Source organism: Chitinophagaceae bacterium, assembly GCA_016717285.1.
GTDB lineage: Bacteria > Bacteroidota > Bacteroidia > Chitinophagales > UBA10324 > JACCZZ01.
The window spans coordinates 473652-494984 of sequence record JADKFU010000004.1; the positions used below are offsets into that span (position 1 = coordinate 473652).

The 21333-nt window shown below is 42.5% G+C and carries 11 protein-coding genes; 4 read left to right on the forward strand and 7 right to left on the reverse strand.

Annotation, left to right across the window (positions count from 1 at the left end; genetic code table 11):
* Positions 1–233: 233 nt before the first annotated feature.
* From infB to IPO83_07250, 4 genes are all read right to left on the reverse strand, one after another.
* Positions 234–3161, reverse strand: a complete 2928-nt coding sequence (gene infB / locus IPO83_07235) for a translation initiation factor IF-2 (GenBank protein ID MBK9731065.1) — start codon at positions 3159–3161, stop codon at positions 234–236.
* 119 nt (positions 3162–3280) lie between these two features.
* Entirely contained in the window at positions 3281–4531 is a 1251-nt protein-coding gene (gene nusA, locus IPO83_07240) for a transcription termination/antitermination protein NusA (GenBank protein MBK9731066.1), read from the reverse strand.
* Between the two features lie 18 nt (positions 4532–4549).
* The gene (locus IPO83_07245) at positions 4550–5011 is read right to left on the reverse strand and encodes a ribosome maturation factor (GenBank protein MBK9731067.1); all 462 of its coding nucleotides are present in this window, start codon (positions 5009–5011) and stop codon (positions 4550–4552) included.
* A gap of 175 nt (positions 5012–5186) precedes the next feature.
* Complete coding sequence (locus IPO83_07250) at positions 5187–6137, reverse strand: carbohydrate kinase (protein MBK9731068.1); 951 nt, start codon at positions 6135–6137, stop codon at positions 5187–5189.
* A 413-nt stretch (positions 6138–6550) separates the two neighbouring features.
* On the opposite strand from IPO83_07250, the gene IPO83_07255 reads away from it, so the two are divergent.
* The 4 genes from IPO83_07255 (at position 6551) to IPO83_07270 (ending at position 17537) form a co-directional block, all read left to right on the forward strand.
* Positions 6551–9457 carry a T9SS type A sorting domain-containing protein gene (locus IPO83_07255; protein ID MBK9731069.1) on the forward strand — a complete coding sequence of 969 codons (2907 nt, stop codon included), beginning with the start codon at positions 6551–6553 and terminating at the stop codon, positions 9455–9457.
* Between the two features lie 208 nt (positions 9458–9665).
* Positions 9666–12023, forward strand: a complete 2358-nt coding sequence (locus IPO83_07260; GenBank protein MBK9731070.1) for a putative metal-binding motif-containing protein — start codon at positions 9666–9668, stop codon at positions 12021–12023.
* A 317-nt stretch (positions 12024–12340) separates the two neighbouring features.
* Positions 12341–15160, forward strand: a complete 2820-nt coding sequence (locus IPO83_07265; GenBank protein ID MBK9731071.1) for a sulfatase-like hydrolase/transferase — start codon at positions 12341–12343, stop codon at positions 15158–15160.
* A 259-nt stretch (positions 15161–15419) separates the two neighbouring features.
* On the forward strand, positions 15420–17537 hold the full coding sequence (locus IPO83_07270) for an SBBP repeat-containing protein (GenBank protein ID MBK9731072.1): 2118 nt from the start codon (positions 15420–15422) through the stop codon (positions 17535–17537).
* 12 nt (positions 17538–17549) lie between these two features.
* Here IPO83_07270 and IPO83_07275 read toward each other — a convergent pair whose 3' ends face one another.
* The 3 genes from IPO83_07275 to IPO83_07285 all read right to left on the reverse strand — a co-directional run bounded on the left by IPO83_07275 (position 17550) and on the right by IPO83_07285 (position 21331).
* Positions 17550–17696, reverse strand: a complete 147-nt coding sequence (locus tag IPO83_07275; protein MBK9731073.1) for a hypothetical protein — start codon at positions 17694–17696, stop codon at positions 17550–17552.
* A 249-nt stretch (positions 17697–17945) separates the two neighbouring features.
* The gene (locus IPO83_07280; protein ID MBK9731074.1) at positions 17946–20135 is read right to left on the reverse strand and encodes a multicopper oxidase domain-containing protein; all 2190 of its coding nucleotides are present in this window, start codon (positions 20133–20135) and stop codon (positions 17946–17948) included.
* Positions 20136–20155: 20 nt separating this feature from the next.
* On the reverse strand, positions 20156–21331 hold the full coding sequence (locus IPO83_07285) for an efflux RND transporter periplasmic adaptor subunit (GenBank protein ID MBK9731075.1): 1176 nt from the start codon (positions 21329–21331) through the stop codon (positions 20156–20158).
* Positions 21332–21333: the final 2 nt, after the last annotated feature.

Genomic DNA, 21333 nt, shown 5'->3' on the forward strand with positions numbered 1-21333 from the left:
AATCGAAAATGGAACGCTGATAACACTGATTTTATGATCGAATGAAATGAAGAAATCAAAGACGTTTCCTCCGGAATGATCCGCAATGGAGGGCTAAATAATTGTTGAGACAATTATAAACCGAACGAGCCTATCCAAACAATCTAAACATCATAAACCATCCAAACTCTTAAACCACTTTTTTAGAGCAAGTCAGCCTAAACATTATAAACAACATAATCCCTTCAAACCCTTTATAGTGTCCGCTTAACTTCTGTCTCTTCATATCCTTCGATTACGTCACCGGCTTTAATATCATTGAAGTTCTTGATAGCAATACCACATTCCTGCCCGCTGGTTACATCTTTCACATCATCTTTGAAACGCTTGAGTGAAGCCAGTTCGCCGGAGTAGACAACAATACCATCGCGGATGAGGCGCACCTTCGTGTGTCGTGTGATTTTTCCTTCCGTCATAAAGCAACCCGCCACTGTTCCCACCTTGGTAACTTTGAATACATCTCGCACTTCCGCATTGCCGACGATTTTTTCTTCAATCTTCGGTTCAAGCATACCTTCCATGGCGCTTTTCAATTCATCAATAGCGTCGTAGATGATAGAGTATAAACGTATTTCAATATTTTCTTTCTCGGCAATCTTGCGTGCGCTGATTGAAGGACGTACCTGGAAGCCGATGATGATCGCATCAGATGCAGATGCAAGCAATACATCAGATTCTGTGATTTGTCCCACGGCTTTATGAACCACGTTCACCACAATTTCCGCGGTAGATAATTTTTGCAATGAATCAGTAAGTGCTTCCACAGAACCGTCAAAGTCAGCCTTCACAATCACGTTCAGTTCTTTGAAATTACCCAAAGCAAGCCGACGACCAATTTCATCCAATGTAATATGCTTCTTGGTACGGATACCTTGTTCGCGTAAAATCTGCTGGCGTTTGTATGCAGCTTGTTTGGCTTCCTGTTCGTCATCAAACTCCTTGAACTTTTCTCCGGCCTGCGGCGCGCCATCAAGACCGAGTACTAAAACCGGCGCAGACGGTCCGGCAGTTTTCATTTTTTGTCCACGTTCATTGAACATGGCTTTAATTTTTCCGAAGTGACTGCCTGCAACAATCAGGTCACCCGTATTTAAGGTTCCTTCCTGTACGAGCAGCGTAGCAACATAACCACGTCCTTTATCTAAAGTTGCTTCGATTACAGTTCCGATAGAAAACTTATCAGGATTGGCTTTCACATCGAGCAATTCTGCTTCCAGCAGGATTTTTTCCAACAAGCTCTCTACACCTGTTCCTTGCTTAGCTGATATTTCCTGTGACTGGAATTTACCACCCCACTCTTCCACGAGAATATTCATGCCTGCCAGTTGCTCGCGGATCTTTTCTGCATTAGCGCCCGGCTTATCCATTTTATTGAAAGCAAAAATCATCGGTACACCGGCAGCCTGCGCATGGCTGATGGCTTCTTTTGTTTGCGGCATCACGCTGTCATCAGCAGAAATTACAATTACCGCAACGTCAGTGATTTTGGCACCACGTGCCCGCATGGCGGTAAATGCTTCGTGACCGGGTGTATCGAGAAATGTGATGCGTTTTTCGTTTGGAAGAATTACTTCATACGCACCAATGTGTTGGGTGATGCCTCCTTTTTCACCCGCCACCACATTCGTTTGGCGGATATAATCGAGCAGTGAAGTTTTGCCATGATCAACGTGACCCATGATAGTTACAATAGGTGCGCGTGGTTTCAGATCTTCAGGATCATCTTCTTCCTCTTCATCAAACTCATCCTGTTCTTCTACACTGATAAACTGTACATCAGCTCCGAATTCATGAGATACCAATTCAATAATTTCAGCGTCAAGGCGCTGATTGATGGAAACGATGATACCAAGATTCAGACAGGTTTTGATCACTTCCGTAACCGGAACATTCAACAAGTTGGCTAATTCCGCAACCGGTATGAACTCGGTAACATGAATGATTTTCTTTCCATCCACCACGTCTTCTGTTCCTGTGGAGGCTTCTTCTCTTTTTAAACGGCGGTATTTTGCCTTCGCGCTTTTTCCCTTAGTGGTCCCGCTGAGGCGGGCCATAGTTTCGCGTATCTTTTCCTGTATTTCTTTGGTGGAGACTTCCTGCGGTTCATTGGGAGCGAGCGGCGTTCTCTTGCCTACGTCGCGGCGCAATGGTGGCCTGCTGCGATCGTCGCGCTTTATCATCGGACGATCAGCGCGCGGAGCTTGCGGCGTTTGTGAGGTGCCTGGTTTTGCGGCAGTATCCGGTTTATCGGAAGTATAAATGCGTTTACGTTTGCGTTTTTCTTTACCTGCTTTAATAATATCGGAATAATCAACCGGTTTGCTTTTGATAGCATCAAGGTCCAGCTTGCCGATCACCTTTGGACCATCCAGCTTTCCGTATTCTGTTTTTCTTACTTCTGATATTGGAGCATCTGCTTTTACAGGTGGCTCAACAGTGGGTGTTTCCGGTGGTGCTTCAGCTACGGGAGTGGAAATTTCTTCCGGGGTTTTTTCAATCGCATTCACTTCCTGCAAGGGTTGTTCTTCCTTAACAGGAATTTCGGCAACCTTTTCTTCAACAGTTGTCTCTTTCTCCTTTCCTTTCTTAGCTGCCTTTTTCTTTTCCGGTTTCGTCTTCTGATCTAACTTATCAAGGTCGATGGTGCCAACAACTTTAGGACCTTCGAGCTGTTCCACCACCATTTTAGAAACTTCTACCACCTCTTTTTCTGCTACCGGTTCTGCCACTTTCTTAACCGGAGCTTCAACAACCTCTGCCACTTCCTGAACCGGCGTCTTTTTTTCAACGGCTGGGGGAGATCCGGCTGGAGGCAGATTTTTGACAAGTACTTCGATTTCTGATTCCGGTTTTTTCTTCGCAGTAGCAATCGCTTCCTTCTCTTTCTCTTTTTCAAAGATCTTTGAGCCCAGGCTGATCTTATCGGCCTGTAATTTATCGGCACGATCCTGCGAAAAATCTTTCAAGAGAAGATTGTGCATCTCCTTACTGATTTTAATGGTGGGTTTACTGTCCACCGCAAAACCTTTTTTCTGAAGGTGCTCAATGAGATGCGTCCAACTAACGTTCAGTTCTTTGGCTACGGCCTGTATGCGTACTTCTGATGTTGTTACTTCAGCCATTTATGTTGCTGTTCCTCTCAAAATTTAGTTGGCAAAGATCGAATTAAAAAACCACTTTGCACGGGTTAAATGCTACTGCTATCCTGCTATAATAAAGTTACCTTATTCACGACTCACTATTACTTCTTCCCTTCCTGATCAAACTCCGAACGTAAAATCCGAAGCAGCTCATTGATTGTTTCTTCTTCAAGATCGCTGCGGCGCACCAATTCATCACGACTCAGCTCAAGCACACTCTTCGCTGTATCACAACCGATGCCTTTCAAAGTATCGATGATCCAGCCATCGATTTCATCTGAAAATTCATCGAGGTCAATATCATACTCTTCGTCCTGTACATCACGGAATACATCAATGTTATAACCGGTGATTCTGCTCGCAAGTTTAATATTCAAACCTCCTTTGCCAATGGCCAATGAAACCTGGTCGGGTTTCAGGTACACATAAGCGCGTTTGTTTTCCTCATCAATCTCCATTGATGAAATCTTTGATGGTGTTAATGCACGGGTGATAAACAGTTGTGTATTGTTGGTGTAATTGATGATGTCAATATTTTCATTGTGCAGTTCGCGCACAATGCCGTGTATACGTGACCCTTTCATTCCGACACAGGCGCCAACAGGATCAATACGATCATCGTATGATTCCACCGCTACCTTGGCACGTTCGCCGGGTTCGCGCGCAATGCGTTTGATCATGATCAATCCATCGAAAATTTCAGGCACCTCCTGTTCCAAAAGTTTGGCAAGAAATGCATTGTCGCTTCGCGATAGCATAACCAACGGAGTGTTATTCTTCATATCAACTCCTTTCACCACTGCGCGAACATTATCTCCTTTTTTGAAAAAGTCAGAAGGAATCTGTTCATTTTTCGAAAGCACCAGCTCATTGCCCTCATCATCCAGCAACAGTGTTTCTTTTTTCCAGACCTGGTACACTTCGCCGGTGATAATTTCACCTACGCGATCCTGGTATTTTTTATAGAGTTCTTCCTTTTCCAGTTCAGATACCCTTGAGGCCAGCGTTTGCTTGGCAGTAAGAATGGCGCGGCGGCCAAATGACTCAAAGGTGATTTCTTCAATGGTGTCTTCCCCCACAGAATAATCAGGCTCCAGTTTAACCGCTTCGCTGAGTGCGATCTGCACATTGGGATCTTCTACGGTGCCATCCTCCACAATCGTACGGTGGCGCCATATTTCAAGATCTCCCTTTTCGGTATTTACGATCACGTCGAAGTTATCGTCGGTGCCGTATTTTTTCCGCAGCAGCGTGCGAAACACATCCTCCAGCACCTTCATCATGGTGGGACGATCGATGTTTTTGAAATCTTTAAATTCTGAGAATGACTCAACTAATCCTTGGCTGTTCATGGTAATCGGTTTAAGAAATTAAAATTTGATCACTACGTTGGTTGATTTGATATTCAAAAAAGGAATCTCTGTTTGTACAGGTGCCTGATCTTTCATTTTATTGGCAATGATTTCTTCGAGGATGATCTTTTCTTCATCGGCATACAGCAAGGTGCCTGATTTCTTCATTCCTGTAAGCAACAATACTTCCACTTCACGTCCCACACACTTTTTGTATTGGCGGAGCACTTTCAGTGGTTCACCCATTCCCGGTGATGACACTTCCAGCGTATGCTGTTCTGAAAAAGGAAATTCTTTGTCCAGTTCCTTTTGCAATCCACGGCTGATCCAGACACAATCCTCAATCGTAATGTGCGGGTCGCGGTCTACAAAAACCTGCACCAATTGTCCCTTCCTTACTTTCAGGTCCACGAGATAGCTGTCCTTCTCCCGCAGCAGTGCATCCAGCAATTCTTTGATCCGTTCTTCGAGGTTCATCATTGTTCAGGTACAGAAAATAAAAGAGGGGACGTTGGTCCCCTCTAATCAATCAGGTCGCAAATGTACATGGTTAAGTTGGAATTTGGAAATTTTGAATTTTAGGTGCGCTATTGTACAATTGATTGCGGCATCAAGATGCGCATTTCAGGCTTCGATCATGTTCATTCCCGCGCATTCAATTTAATAACTCGCTGCTTAATCTTCTGAAAGCTTCCATGGCACCCATCGATTCGCAGGTACGGGCACCGGCTTTGTTTGCTTTTTGAACAATGCTTTTCCATTCCTCTATAGAAAGATCGCGTGACTTGCCTTGTGAAAAACGGCTCAACTGATACAATACCGCACCTACAAAAGCATCGCCGGCTCCGGTAGTGTCAACACATTTTACCTCCAAACTCGGAATCGTGATGTTGTTGTTATGAAAACCGAGGAGCGTGCCTGCACTTCCCATCGTGATCGCAAAAACGGCTTTGGATTTATTCCGGAAATAATCTGCGGCATCTTCCAGGGTTGCTTTTCCGGTAATGAGCAAGGCCTCTTCTTCACTCACCTTAAAGAAGCTGGCATTCGCTAAAAAATTCAGCGACTGTTCAATAAAGGACGGCTGGTTGTTTCCAAACAACGCATCGCGATAATTGGGATCGAAACTGATGAATACATCCTGGCGCAGCGCACGGTTCATGAGTGATTGATAGGCCTCACGCAGCGGACCTTCGAGGAACGCTGTTGCACTTCCAAAGTGCACAATGCCATATTCTTCCAGTTGTATCGCTTCTACTTCTTTGCATGTGAGCTCACGATCAGCACCACGGTGAAAAACAAAATCACGTTCGCCCTGTTCGTTTAATGAAACATAGGCCATTGTTGTGAAATGCTGTTCATCCTGCCACATCCATTTTGTGGAAACACCGAATTCTTTCATCACCTGTATCAATTGCCTCCCAAAAGGATCTGCTCCCACTTTAGCCGCAAGATCAACCTCGCCACCGAGCGAAGCAATAGCAGCCGCTACATTCGTCGGCGCTCCTCCGGCCTTTTTGATAAAATGTTCTCCTGCTGAAAGCGATGCGCATCGCTCTGTACAAAACATGTCAATCAGCGCTTCACCAACACAAAGAATTTTCATGGGACGAAATTATTTTTTTATAAGAACGAATATCAATGAAAAAACTAAAAATGAAAAATACACTCCTGACCTGTGAAGTAACTTTGGCAGGGTTACTATGCTGCAACTTTATTGTGATTAAATAGTTGCTAACCCTGCCAAAGTTGCGTCAACGCATGATTAACAACATGGGCAACAATTAGATTGTCAACAGACAACTGCGTTTATTGAGCGCTTACCATCCAGTAACGTCCATTGAAAATTATTACGAGTACTATATAAGAGAAAAATTTCAACTACATTGTTGGAGTCAACTTCTGGCAAAGAACGCTTCGCTAAATAATACACCTCATCAGCACAATTGATAAGAGCAGTTCCGTATGATTTATCCATTCCATAAAATTTTCGCTGTTGTCAAAAAAAAATGCTGCGTCATGAAAAAGGAAAGAAGCAATACATTCCGCAATGGTATCCTGTTAAGTATGGCAGTTATGCTGATGATTTTCGAAAAAGCAGAACTATCGTATGCGCAGGATGGTGTTGCATGGAAATCTAAAGCCGGCAATAATGTAAATGGATTCGTTGAAAATAAAGGACAGGTTAGAAATCAGTTTAACAATGCATGTCCCGACGTGTTGTATGTTTTTTCAGGAAAGAATTTCAATCTCACACTTACCAGGAACGGATTCAGCTACGAACTTTTTCAATATGAAAAGCAACCGGTTGTTTCAGAATCAAATGGATGCAATAATCTTAACGCCGGTGAATATTTGCCGGATCAGCAGGCGACCAAAGTGACCACGCAACGATTTGATGCTTTATTTATTGATCCTGGGAAAAACATGCTGATAGTTGCGGAGGACGCATCGTCTGATTATTTAAATTATTACCATGGAAACATTTCAGAAGCGGTAACGCAGGTTCATTATTTTAACAGGATTTATTACCGGAATATTTATCCAAAAATCGATTTGGTTTTTATTGCTCCTGCTGACAACAAAGTGTCTCCGAGATATGAATACATTGTACACGCTGGAGGTAATGTAAAAAACATACGAACGCAATATAATACAGCGGAAGGCATTCAAATCAAGAACGGATCAATTGTTTTGCCCGGAAGTTTCGGCGAAGTGCGGGAAGAAAATTTATTTGCTTATCAGGTTGATAAGAATCTTCCGGTAAACGCTTCCTTTCAAGTGAAGGAAAATTTGGTTTCTTTCAACATTGAAAAATATGATCATGAAGCTGCACTTGTGATTGATCCTGATATTGTGTGGGCTACTTACTATGGTGAAAATGATGCAGAAGATAAGCCGCAGGAATTATCGGTGGATGCAGAAGGAAATCTGTTAGTGATTGGCAATACAGCATCGCAAATTAATTTTACAACTTCGGGTGCTTATCAGTCTGTTTATGGCGGCGCTGACTATGATGCGTTTATTTTAAAATTAAATGCTGAAGGTCAAAGAATGTGGTGTACGTACTTCGGTGGAAGCAGTACAGAAGATGCTACTGATATTTATACCGATGCATCATCGGATATTTTTGCAGCGGGTGCTACCTATAGTACAAATTGTCCGGTGTATAATGCTTTTCAGCCTGTTTTCGGCGGTGTTAAGGACGGCTTTTTATTTTCACTGGACAGCAACGGACTTATCAGATGGGCAACTTATTATGGAGGAAGTCAGCCGGATGTTATTGCAGCAATAAATGGAGATGAGGGTGGAAATATTTATTTCACCGGCTGGACACAGAGCACAAACAAGATCGCTACAAGCACTTCTTATCAACCGCAAAAGTCACAGGTGATGGATGCATTTCTTGCAAAATTCGACAGCAGCGGCATAAGGATCTGGTCGACATATTATGGTGGCAAAGATGCAGACAGAGGTCATTCTGTTACGGTAGATAAAGACAACAACGTTATCATGACAGGCACTTCGCCAAGTACTACCGGCATTGCAACAATAGGATCTTTTCAGCCGGTTTGTGGAGGAATGGAAGATGTTTTTTGTGTGAAGTTTAATGCTAATGGAAGTCGGCTATGGGGCACCTATTTTGGAGGAAGCAGTGATGATAAAGGCAGAGAAGTGGTAACCGGCGAAGATGGCAGCATTTATTTCACAGGATTTACTACCAGCCAGAATAATATCGCAACACTTAATGCATGGCAACCGGCATGGACACCAGGATATTATAATAATATACCATTGCCCGATGTGTTTTTTGCCAGGCTGAACGCAGAAGGAACCGCATTAATTTACAGCACCTATCTTGGAGGAGTCGCAGAAGATTACGGAATTAATTTACGTGTTAAGCCTGACAGTTCAGTTTTATTATTCGGTTCCACTTATAGTACAGGTTTAGGAACACCGGGCGTATGGCAATCCGAAAACGCAGGAGAGCAAGATGCTTTTATCGCGAAGTTTCTTGATCAGGGTCAGTTGGATTGGTTTACCTATTACGGTGGCCCGGATTATGACAGGGGAAACGGCATGGAGATAACTGCGGATGACTTTATTTATATTTCAGGCAACACAGCGAGCCTGTCGGGCATTGCCACTGTTGGTTCGTATAAGGATTCATTGTCGTTTGTTCCTGTTGAGGGTGACTCCCTCGTGCTTGATACCGTTCATGACTGCATGATAGCAAAGTTTGCCGATCGTTGTTTTGACAAGTATGAACCCAACAACTCGAAATCCCAGGCGGCCCATCTGATTATTCCGGCTGAAACCGGTTCGATTACAATCAGCGCTCTGATCAGTTATAAGAAGGACAATGATTATTTCTCTTTTGAGAACAATGCATTGTCGCCCAACATCAGTATTGTTCTTACCAACCTCCCCGCTAATTATAATCTTTACCTGTTGAATGCTTCAGGAGCAGAAATAGCAAATTCAAAACATAAAGGTCTGTTGAATGAACAAATTAATTTCAATACAAACACCGTGGGAACTTTTTTGGTGAAGGTGAAAAGCAGTGCCGCCAATGTTTATAATAATGCAATGTGCTACAGCTTGACCTGTTTACTTATTGATACTCCATTTCGCGATCAGTTATTTAATGAGACGAATTTGACAAAGGGCGATTCATGGATGCTTTATCCCTGCCCTGCTTCCGGCGAGGTGAACATTGATTTTTCTAACCTGGAATTCAATAAAATATATTTAAACATCTATGACCTTGTTGGTCACCTTGTCTATAACGATATGATTGATGCTGAGAAAGCTGACTCCGATGGTTATCACTTCGATGTTGGCAATTGGGAAAACGGCTGTTATTTGGTCCGGCTGCTGAGTAATAATGGGGTAAGCAATCATATATTAAGTGTTATTCATTGATTGCGGAATGAAATATGACCGGATTTTTTCAAATGAAAAATAACTTCCAAAGGCAGTACCCGCAAGGAGGAGATGCCAAATCTTTTCCCTTATAAAATAAATAAAGTGACTATTTTTATTTATGAAACCCGGAGGATTCCTGCAAAGATCTGATCTGCTGTATTGTTGATCCGATTCATTAAATACTGTTCCGCTTTAATTCTTGTCTATGAAAATTTATACCCAAAAATTACTGACCGTCCTTCTTTTTTTCCAATGTTTAATTGCTGCAAATCTATTCGCCCAGGTTGCGCCGGTTAAGGAATGGGATAGAAGTTATGGTAGTACCAGAAGTGATGACTTGTTTGTGGTTGTTCCAACTACTGACGGGGGATACCTGCTTGGTGGTGACTCCGATTCCCCGATCGGTGATGATAAATCACAGGGCTCGCAGGGATTCACTGATTACTGGATTTGTAAAACTGATGCGTTTGGCATCAAACAATGGGACAAGCGCTATGGCGGAAACGGGAAGGAAGAATTGTTTTCGGTGATTCAGACTACTGACGGTGGCTATCTTTTAGGTGGCCATACGGCTTCCACCGTGAGTGGCGACCAAACCCAGGTAAGCAGGGGTGGCCGGGATTATTGGATTGTGAAGACTGATTCGGTGGGTAACAAACTCTGGGACAAGCGCTTTGGCGGAGACGCAGATGATGAATTGCGGAATACTTTTCAAACCGCTGATGGAGGATATCTTCTTATCGGAGAATCAAAATCCGGCATAAGTGGCGAAAAAACCCAAAGCAATCATGGCGATTTTGATTTGTGGCTGGTGAGGACAAATGCTGGCGGAAACCTGGTGTGGGAGGCTTCCTATGGTGGCTCAGATGCAGAGCAAGCGAATATTGTTCGTGAAACTCCTGGCGGGAATATTATAATAGGAGCATGGACTATTTCACCAATCGGTTTTGAAGTAAGCGAAGCAGGAAAAGGTGCTACAGATATGTGGTTGATAAAAACAGATGCGAATGGACAAAAATTGTGGGACCATCGATTCGGCGGCAACGATAATGAATACCTCTATGCAATGGATGAAACGCAGGACGGTGGATTTATTTTGGGAGGCTATACACTATCTGATGTGAATGGCGACGTAACAGTTGCCGGCAAGGGTGGTTATGATTTTTGGTTGGTGAAAACAGACGGGAATGGTTTAAAACTTTGGGACAAGCGATATGGCGGATTGTTAGATGATAAAGGAAAATCTATTTATGAAACAAGCGATGGTGGTTTTGTATTAGGTGGTTGGTCGGAATCAGGTATCAGCGGTGATAAAACGCAGGATACCAAAGGAGCAACGGACTATTGGGTGCTCAGAACCGATGCATTTGGCAATATGCTGTGGGATCTAGATTTAGGTGGCAATGGAGACGAACGATTGCACGATGTTCCGCAAACTTTTGATGGCGGATTTATAATTGGCGGACATTCTAACTCAGGAAACAATGGCGATAAGAGCCAGGCCAATAAAGGGCTTAGCGACTACTGGATTCTGAAACTTTCTCCGGACTTACCACAACAAACATTTTATGCAGATGCGGATGCAGATGGATATGGAAATGTTTTGATTGATACCCTTGCAACAGTTGCACCTGCAGGTTACGTTAGTGATTTTTCCGATTGTAATGATCAGGACATTCATATTAATCCCGGCGCAATTGACATTTGTAATCTAATAGACGATAATTGCAACGGAATAACAGATGAAAATAGTTTTACGGCTACTATTACACCAACGGGTACTGTTAAGGTTTGCAAAGGTACTGACGCCACTTTATCTGCAAATACTACTCCCGGAATTTCTTATCAATGGTTAAAAGATGGCGCCATCATCAGCAATGCTACAGGCAATAGTTATACTACGAGCAAGAAAGGTGACTACCAGGTGAATGAAACCAATGCGTTTAGCTGTTTGTCAACTGCACCGGCAACTACAATCAAAACACTCAGTAAGCCTGATGCCGTTATTACTCCTGCAGGAAATCTTGACATCTGTTCAACAGGATCTGTTTTGTTACAGGCAAACGGAGGAAATAACTTAAGCTACCAATGGAAGAAGGATGGAATCCTATTAGCCGGCGCCACCAATCAAAATTATACTGCAACCGAAGCAGGGAATTATAAAGTGACAGTTTCCAAAAACAATGGATGCAAAAAAGTTTCGGCAACAGTGTCTGTTGTTAAATCATGCCGGCAGTCTGTAGGGGAAGCCGTTGATTACAATGATGCCCTGAGTGTATATCCGAATCCGGCTCCGGGAATATTTAAAATAAATTTAGCAGTGGCACCATACACGGACGGCAGCAAAGAGCAGGATAAAATTTCAGCCGAATTAAAAGTAACGAATGTGCTTAACCAGGTAATTTATGCAACGACTATTTCCTTAACGAATGGAAAACTGAATGCAGAAGTTACATTACCACCTTCAACTCCAAATGGAATTTATACGCTAAAAATCCTGATGACCCACAATTATCCATCTCCACAATTGCAATGGGTGAGGCAGGTTATAATTGCATGGTAACAGCTATTCGTTTTTTAATTGAAAATAACAAGTGTAGTTTTCAATTTATTACAGATGTATGTAAAATCTAATGCAGGCAATTAAAGAGCTCTTTGATTTTCCCATGACCTGCTATCAATCAAAACGCGAACGCCCTTTTTAATTTTTGTGTGTCATCAACAAATAAAAATGCGGCACAACAGCTAATTCATACGTGTGGAATGAGCTGTTTATAATTCAGGCAACAAAAATTGCCATTATTCCGTACTACCGTACTCGAACACCAACTCCCTGCTAATTCAATGACCCTAACTAACTGCTATTCAGCACTGCTGAACATGAAATCAGTCCTGAACAACTGCTCTGTTAAAAACACTTGCCATTTTATTTCCCGGACTGCTTTTTTCGCTGCCGGCATTATTTTGATCGCATGCAGCACCAGCATGGTAAAAGCGCAACAACCAAACATCCTGGTGATAGTGCTCGATGATGCAAGGTTTGATATGTTCCAGCCAAACGGAGGCCCCGCATTTTTTAATACACCTTCTATTAACAGGATTGCGAATGAAGGAATTAATTTCAAATACATGGGCGCCACCACATCGGTATGTGTTGCCAGCCGTGCTTCCATGTATACCGGTTTGTATGCACACCATCACGGAGCCCTTGACAATGGCACTTCGCCTAAACCCGGCCTTACTTATGTATCCTCCATTCTTCAGGATGCCGGCTACACAACCGGCTTTGTGGGCAAATGGCTCTTAGGGAAAAAACTGCCGGACACGCCTGTTGGTTTCGATTACTGGGCGGTAACTGATGATGATGAACACCTTGATCCACCCATTCATTTTAATGATGGCACTACTACAACTTACACAGGACATGATGCAGTGATCTATACCAATCTTGCACTTGATTTTCTGGTGAACAAAGTGCCTGAAGCGGCACCCTGGGCGTTATTTCTTTTTCACAGGGTTCCTCATCTGCCTTATGAGGCCATGAGCAATGAAGACAGCTTATATCAGTTTGCATCCATTAATTTTCCGGATAATTTTGAAACTTATCATAAAGATTTTCCAGGTTATTTATATCCCAATCATGAGTTTGAAGGAGATTCAGCAGCGCTTGATCAGAACATCCGTGATTACTTTGAAACCTGCCATGCTGCCGAATACAGCGTGAACAGGATCTTAAATTATCTTGATTCAAGCAACTCTCTCGACAATACACTTGTCATTTTCTCCAGCGACAATGGATATTTATTAGGTGAACATTATCTTGAGAAGAAAACGCTTGCCTATGATGAATCATTAAGACTCCCGCTGTTTATCCGTTATCCTGCGTGGTTTGCTCCGGGAACAACCATTGAAAATGAGTTTGCCGCCAACATTGATTTTGCTCCCACGTTGCTCGAAGCCGCAGGTATTCCCAACAACTATAATATGGATGGTGTGTCATTGCATCAATTGGCAACCGGCCAGGTGCACAGGAAAGATTTTTTTCTGGAGAATTATACCGCCAATGGAAACAACTGGGAAGCGGTGCGTTCCAAACAGTATGCTTATATATACAGTTATTGCAATTCTGTAACGGAGGAATTTTTTGATCTCACGGAAGATCCGCATCAGAATAACAATCTGATCAACAATCCTGCGTATACCAGTGTTATTCAACAATACAGGCTGAAGAGAGACAGTCTGCGCAATGCTTCCAATGATACTATTTATCCCGCTCTTCAAAACTGCAACCTGGAATCTGAATTCTATGCCGATGCTGATGGTGATGGATTTGGAAACCCGGAATCATTTGTAAGGGAACAAATTATTCCATTGGGTTACGTAATGAATAATAGCGACTGCAATGATAATCCCACCGCTGGTGGGGCAAATATTCATCCGGGTGTACCGGAACTGGCGAATGGCTTCGATGATGATTGTGACGGATTGGTTGATGAACTGTCAACTTATTATGCAGATGCAGATCATGACGGATTCGGAAATGCATCCGTCTCCATCCAGGCAATTGTTGCTCCTTCCGGATACGTTGCAGATCATACAGACTGTAATGATAATGCTGCAATGGGTGGTGCCACCATTCATCCTGATGCCCCTGAGTTAATGAATGGAATTGATGACAACTGCAATGGCTGGATTGATGAGGTATTGCTTTACCAGGATGCCGACCAGGATGGCTATGGAAATCCGGCAGTGATTGCACAGGCATCTGATTCGCTTGCAGGATATGTTACAGACAAATCAGATTGTAACGACAATCCTGCTGCCGGCGGAGCAGCCGTTCATCCAAATGCATCTGACATCTGTAACGGCATCGATGATAACTGTAACGGGCAAACTGATGAACAGGCTATTGTAGCGACCATTACGCCTGTCGGATCCGTTTCAGTTTGCACCAGCACAGATGTTGTTTTTACAGCCAATACCGGTTCGGGAATCACTTATCAATGGCTCAAGAACAGTGCTGTTATCAGTGGCGCCACCAAGAATACTTATACCACTGCAAAAGCAGGCACCTATCAGGTGAAGGAATCCAACAGTTTCAATTGTATCTCAACGTCACCTGCAACGAGCATGTCTGTTTTGAGTAAACCGGCATCAACCATCACTCCGCTCGATGACCTGAATATTTGTTCCACCGGTTCTGTAAAATTGCAGGCCAACAGTGGAACCGAACTCACCTACCAATGGCAGAAGGGCAGTAGCCTTATTATCGGTGCAACTAAAAAAACATACACCGCAACTGCTAAAGGAACTTATAAAGTGATTGTAACTAAAACGAATGGATGCTACAAAATATCCGATGGCGCGAAAGTGACCAATTCATGCAAAGAGAGCGTGATTGGCACAGACCTTTTGCCTGAAATATTTACACTCTATCCTAATCCTGCAGAAGATGCATTTTCACTTGACATATCCCTTGGAGAAATGTTGTCGTGTGATGCAATCATCACTGTAAAAAACATGATGGGACAGGAAATTTATTCGCACATCTTTACCATTACAGATGGAGTGCTTTTGGCTGAAATCGATCCGTGGAAAAATGCTGCCAATGGAATTTATCTTGTAGAAGTATCAGTTTCAAGTGAAAATTACCCTGGTAAAACCAGGCAATGGATTAAGCCTGTTATTTATCAGCATTGATTATACAATTAGTTATCTGTGCTTCTGGGGTTAATCGCTGTTGACAGTTATTTTTCGCATGGAACTTTCTTGTGATTGCGGCTTCACAACTTTACTATTGTCAGTTTAGATGAAATAGATAAATAGTAGAGATCAGATCAATTTTGTAAATTTAAAATCAGCGGGAAACTGATTTTGCGCTATAATCATTTATCCCTTCCGGGAAAATCATACTGATAAAAACTACTCTGAAGATCACTTACTTAAAAACCTTATTCAAATGAAAATTCAAGATTTCTACAAGAATACTGTGTATACGATCAACAATTTAGGGAATGCATGTGCATTTCACTTGTCTCGTTTTTTGTTGCTCTTCCCATTCTTTCTTATTTTATTTTTTTTGCAAAATGCAACAGCACAAACAGAAACATGGGTTTGGGCACAAAGTGCCGGCGGTATTTTTAATGAAGTGAGAGGTGAGCGGGTTGTGTCTGATAATAACGGCCATGTAATTGTGGTTGGAACTTTCTCAGCTCCACAAATTACTTTCGGCAGCATCACGCTCAACAATAATGGCGGTGATGATTTATTCATCGTAAAGATGGATACAAACGGGAATGTTTTATGGGCAAAAAGTGCTGGCGGAGATTATGCGGAAGAAGGGTACTCCGTTGCAGTTGATGACGTGGGAAATGTATATGTTTCAGGAGAGTTCTGGTCTTCCACTGTTACCTTCGGAAGCAGCACCATCACCAATTCAGGAAGCGCAGATATTTTCCTGGTAAAATATGATGCCGATGGAAATGCAGTATGGGCGGTGAATGCTATCGGAACGGATGAAGACAAGAGCAATGCAGTGGCGGTGGATGATGCAGGGAATGTTTATATCACCGGCAGTTATATTTCTAACAGTATCAGTTTTGACGGGGTAACACTTGCCAATTCACAGGCAAATTTTGAAGATTTTTTTATTGCTAAATACGACAACAACGGAAATGCCATCTGGGCCAGGCATGCTTCCGGCGCAGGCAACGACAAAGCTTTTGGAATAGGTACCGATGCTGCGGGAGATGTGGTGGTCACCGGTCATTTTAGTTCAGGAACACTGAACTTCGGAACGCAAACGCTTTTCAACAGCGGTGGCTTTGATATATTTATTGTTAAATATGATCAAAACGGAAATTTGGTCTGGGCAAAAAACCCAGGCGGTAACGGATATGATTTTAATTTTTCTATGGAAATGGATGCTGATGGCAATGCCTACGTTACCGGATATTTTTCTTCTTATCAACTCACTTTCGGCAGCATCACCATCACCAATACAGGCGGAGATGATATTTATGTAGTAAAATACGATCCAAGCGGAACAGCATTGTGGGCGCAACAAGCAGGTGGCATTTCTTATGATTATGGTTATGATGTATCAGTAGATGGTGCAGGAAACGTATTCCTCACAGGCAATTTTCAATCCTCCAATATTGCTTTCGGAAACATTAATCTTACCAATACCACCGGTTATGCCGATTACTTCGTAGTGAAATACAATTCCTCAGGAACCTCCCAATGGGCACTCAACGGAGTGAGTTCTGATTATACTTTTGGAAGAGGTTGTGGAGCTGATGACGCGGGAAATATTTATGTGACAGGTTTATTTGGCAACAGCACACTTACATTAGGTAACATAACACTTACCACGTTTGCAGGCGCTACCGATATGTTTATCGCGCGCTATGGCAGTTCGAATTGCAATACCGTCTATTATGCTGATGCAGACAACGACAGCTATGGAAATGCAGCGGTTACTGTTACCGGATGCTCGGCTCCTGTTGGATATGTAAGTGACAGCACGGATTGTAATGATGCCGATCCTACTATTTATGGTCCGCTTACCTGGTACGTTGATGCAGACAATGACGGATACGGACAACCTGAAATTAATTTAGTGATCAGTTGTGTGCAGCCGGCGGGCTATGTTTCCAACCCTGATGATTGCAATGATTTAAATGCTGCCATTAATCCCGGCGCAATAGAAATTCCGAACAACGGCATTGATGATGACTGCGATGGATTGGTGGATGAGTTTGGGACAGGCATCAGTGAAGTAGAAAATGTTCAATCAATGTTGAGCATTTATCCAAATCCTGCGAAAGAAAGTTTTTTTATTCAACTTGATTTGAATGAGGAAGAAACAGCAGCACTAACGATTGAAATACGCAATGTTACCGGTCAAAAAATATATGAAGAAAAAATGCCGGTGAACAAAAATTTATTTTTGAAAGAAATAAAATTCAATCAGAGTGTACCGGAAGGAATATATTTTCTCACGATAGAGAAGAAAGATGAGCACGATGCATCGAAAAACAAAAAATGGACAGCAACAGTTGTTTATCATCAATAGGGCGACAGACCCTCAGTAAATTTTTTTTCCAACACAGTTGATGTGTGCACGCAATTCCTGATTGGTGATGGCTGCAAAGTTCAGCAAGTTAAAATGATACGGCATCAAGGTTTCTTCATTCAACTCATAGCTGATGGCCACTACTGAATCGTAATTCATCCTTTTTTCTTTCAACGCAAGATCCACATCACTTCCAATTTTTTAGTTGCTTTTGGCGCGGCTGCGAGTGAAGAGGAGATTGATCCTGTTGCCTTTCGTGCAATGATTCGCAGAGCTGAGCGGTCAAAGCTAATGACCTTGGATGAGGCAAATAAAAAATCTGCTGGATGGATCGGGAAAAGAAAGTCGTCATAAGGCAATATGCTTTTGACGAATTATACATGCGCAGATGAAAAGAATAAGAAACATTTAGTAGGTGAAAGTGACGCCAACCCCTGCTCCAAAATGACTGTCATAGTTCGCCGAAGCGGACCAACGCTTTGTAAGTATATACCGAAGTCCTAATTCATATTCCATGTCTGTATTCCACATGCCATCGAAGCGAAGCCGTGAAGTAAGTGCAAGATCATGCCTGCTTATTTGGAAACGAACTTTGCCGGTATGGTCAATACGCAAATCTGTTTGAAGAAAAAACGGCAGCAGATATTGAATACCTAACGTGGCAACGGTGCGGTTATCTGCATTATCTTCATCGAGGTGTCCATCATTTAACTTTCGAATGTCAGTTCCAATATATGTTTTGAAGTATTGCATGCGACCAAAATAACGGCCGAGCGTTATTTCAGTCTCATAGTCCCCGTTATAATTTACCATGCCCATTCCATCTAAGACAAAATCCTTATTCATCAACATCGCTTCTGCAAAAACGCCTTGTGTATGTGCGGCGACAGCAGCATGAAAATGAATCATGTTGTCGTCGCGTTCAAATTTTCTATTGGCGTGCCTGATGGTATCAATTTGAATGTTGGGCGAATCGCTGCCAACGCTGAACACTCTTCCCATGCCACTCATCATATGATACAAAATATGACAATGGAAAAACCAGTCGCCCTCATAAGGCGCCGCGAATTCTATGGTATCTGTTTCCATCGGCATTACGTCAAGCACATTTTTTAATGGCGCATATTCTCCCTGCCCGTTTTTCACCCTGAAAAATTGCCCGTGCAAATGCATCGGGTGCCGCATCATCGAATTGTTATACATGATGATTCTCACATTTTCACCTTTACGGATCAATATCTTATCTGTTTCCGAAATCGTTTTGTTATTGATGCTCCATTGATAGCGGTTCATATTGCCGGTAAGTTCAAAATGCAATTCTGTAAAAGGTGCATCGGGCAATGTTGTTTTTCCGGAAGCACGCAACATCGTATAACTCAGGGTTACTATTTCTTTAACTGACGCGGCGGTCATTGTATGATGACTGTGCTGCATTTCCTGCATTTCTTCCACCACTTTATTTTTTTCTTCCCCCTTTTCATCACCTGTTATTTCCGGATACATCACTACATTCATATCCATGCTCTGCGCACTCATTTTCATTCCCATATCATCCATGCTGCCATCAAAATTCATCATACCATTCATCATTTCCATTCCGTCAAAATATTTTAATGCAGGAAGCACCGGTGCAGTCATTCTCATTCCATCGCCGATCCAAAGCGCCGTGAAGGATGTACGGTCCTCAGCCGTAGCCTTTAATTGATAGCTCATGTTTTCCGGAATGGTAACAATTACATCATACGTTTCAGCTACGGCGATAATCATCCTGTCAACATCAACAGGTACTACTTCCATTCCATCTGAGGCAACCACGTTTAGTTTGCTTCCTGCAAATTGAATCCAGAAGTAAGTAGATGCTGATCCATTGATGATACGAAGCCGCACTTTGTCTCCTGCTTTAAATGATGTTAACTGTTGTTCTGTTTTACCATTCACCAGGAAACGATTGTAGTACACATCGGAAACATCCATCGCAAGCATGCGCAGCCATTCCTGTTTCGCCTTGGTTCCGAAATGACCATTGAGAGTTGCTTCACCCCAATTTTGTGTTGCATGTTTTTTTATTGCATACCAGTCATTGGCGCTTTTCAGCGAGCGTAATACTTCTTGTGGTTTTTCATTGGTCCAGTCGCTCAACAATACGGTGAACTCAGGAATTATTGCCTTTTCTTTTTTATGAATGATGAACGCACCATATAATCCTGACTGTTCCTGCAATGCTGTATGCGAATGATACCAATATGTTCCGTTTTGCACAATCGGAAATGAATAACGATACACCGAATGTGCGGCAATCGGAGCTGAGGTAAGAAAGGGAACACCATCCTGGTTGTTGGGTAAAATGATTCCATGCCAGTGAATGGATGTTGTTGTATTCATCGCGTTATGGACAAAAATTTCCGCGGTGTCACCTTCTGTAAATTCAAGTGTGGGTGCAGGAATTTGTCCGTTGATGGCAATGCCATGTGCTTTTTTTCCGGAATAGTTTACAATGGTGTCGTTCACATATAGATCGTACCGGATCGTTTTCTGTCCATAAACTTTTCCGTTTCCAAGAATGAGCATCAGGAAAAGAAACAGGAGTGCTTTATTCATAAAAAAATTTGTCGCCTTTCTTAATCATGATGCTCTCCCTCTCCTTTGGTCAACTCGCTGAAAAGATAATATGCGCCTTTTACAACTACCTGTTCATCCTTTGAAAACGTTTCCAAAGGAATGATTTCTGTAAATCCCATATCTGAAGTGCCTGTTCGAACGGACAATTGTCTGAAGGTATGCTGTTCTGCTTCTACAAATATAAAATGATCGTTGCCATTGCTCACAATAGCTTCAGCAGGCAGTGACATGGCTAGATAATCATCCACATCAATACGGGCTTCAATGAACATTCCCGGCAAAAGATCATCATCAGCTTCAGAGATTTTTGCATGCGCGATAATTGCCTGCTGATTGTCTTCGAATGCTTTGTTTGTGCTGAAGATGGTTGCCGAATGCGGATGATGCGGATCGTTTACGATAGAAAAAGTAAGTCGCTGACCGGCTTTTACTTTGGCAATGTCCTGCTCAAAAATTGTAAGGTCGATATGCAGAAAATGATTATCGACAATATCAAACAGCACTTTGTTTGGTTCTGCAAATTTTCCGATGCTGATATCAATCATTTTTATATACCCGCTGATGGGAGCCGTGACATTAAACTGTACTTTCACGTTGCCCGGCGACAGTGTTGCAGCATTAATTCCAAACACTTTTAATTTCTCTGAAAGAATTTTGTCTTTTGTTACAGCAAGCTGGTAGCCTGATGCTGCCTGCTGCAGGCTTTTAGAAGAATTGATGTTGTCCTGTTGCAATGATTTTTGTCGCCTGTAATCTTCCTCCATCAATTGCAATTGCAATTGATTCTCGAGAAAATCCTGTTGCAACTGCAGGAAATCCAGGTTTTCAAGAGTTGCCAGCGATTCACCTTTTTTTACGAAATCCCCTTCATTTACCAGGATGTTTTTCACAATCCCGCCCACCAGCACGCTCACCTGCGCTTTATTTTGCGGAGGCAACATCAGTTTGCCATTGGCCTTGAGTGTTGTTTTTAAATTGCGAAACGAAACTGTATCTGTTGCCAAACCAATTGCTTTCGTTTGTTCGATTGTTAAATGAACTTCTGATGCAGCATGTTCTTCCTGTTTCGCGTTTTCAGAAGCAGTATTGTCTTTCTGTTTGCAGGAAAAAAAAGTTGTTGATGCAAGCAAAAGATAAAAAGTATAAAGGAAGTATTTCGTAAGTACGGGTTTCATTT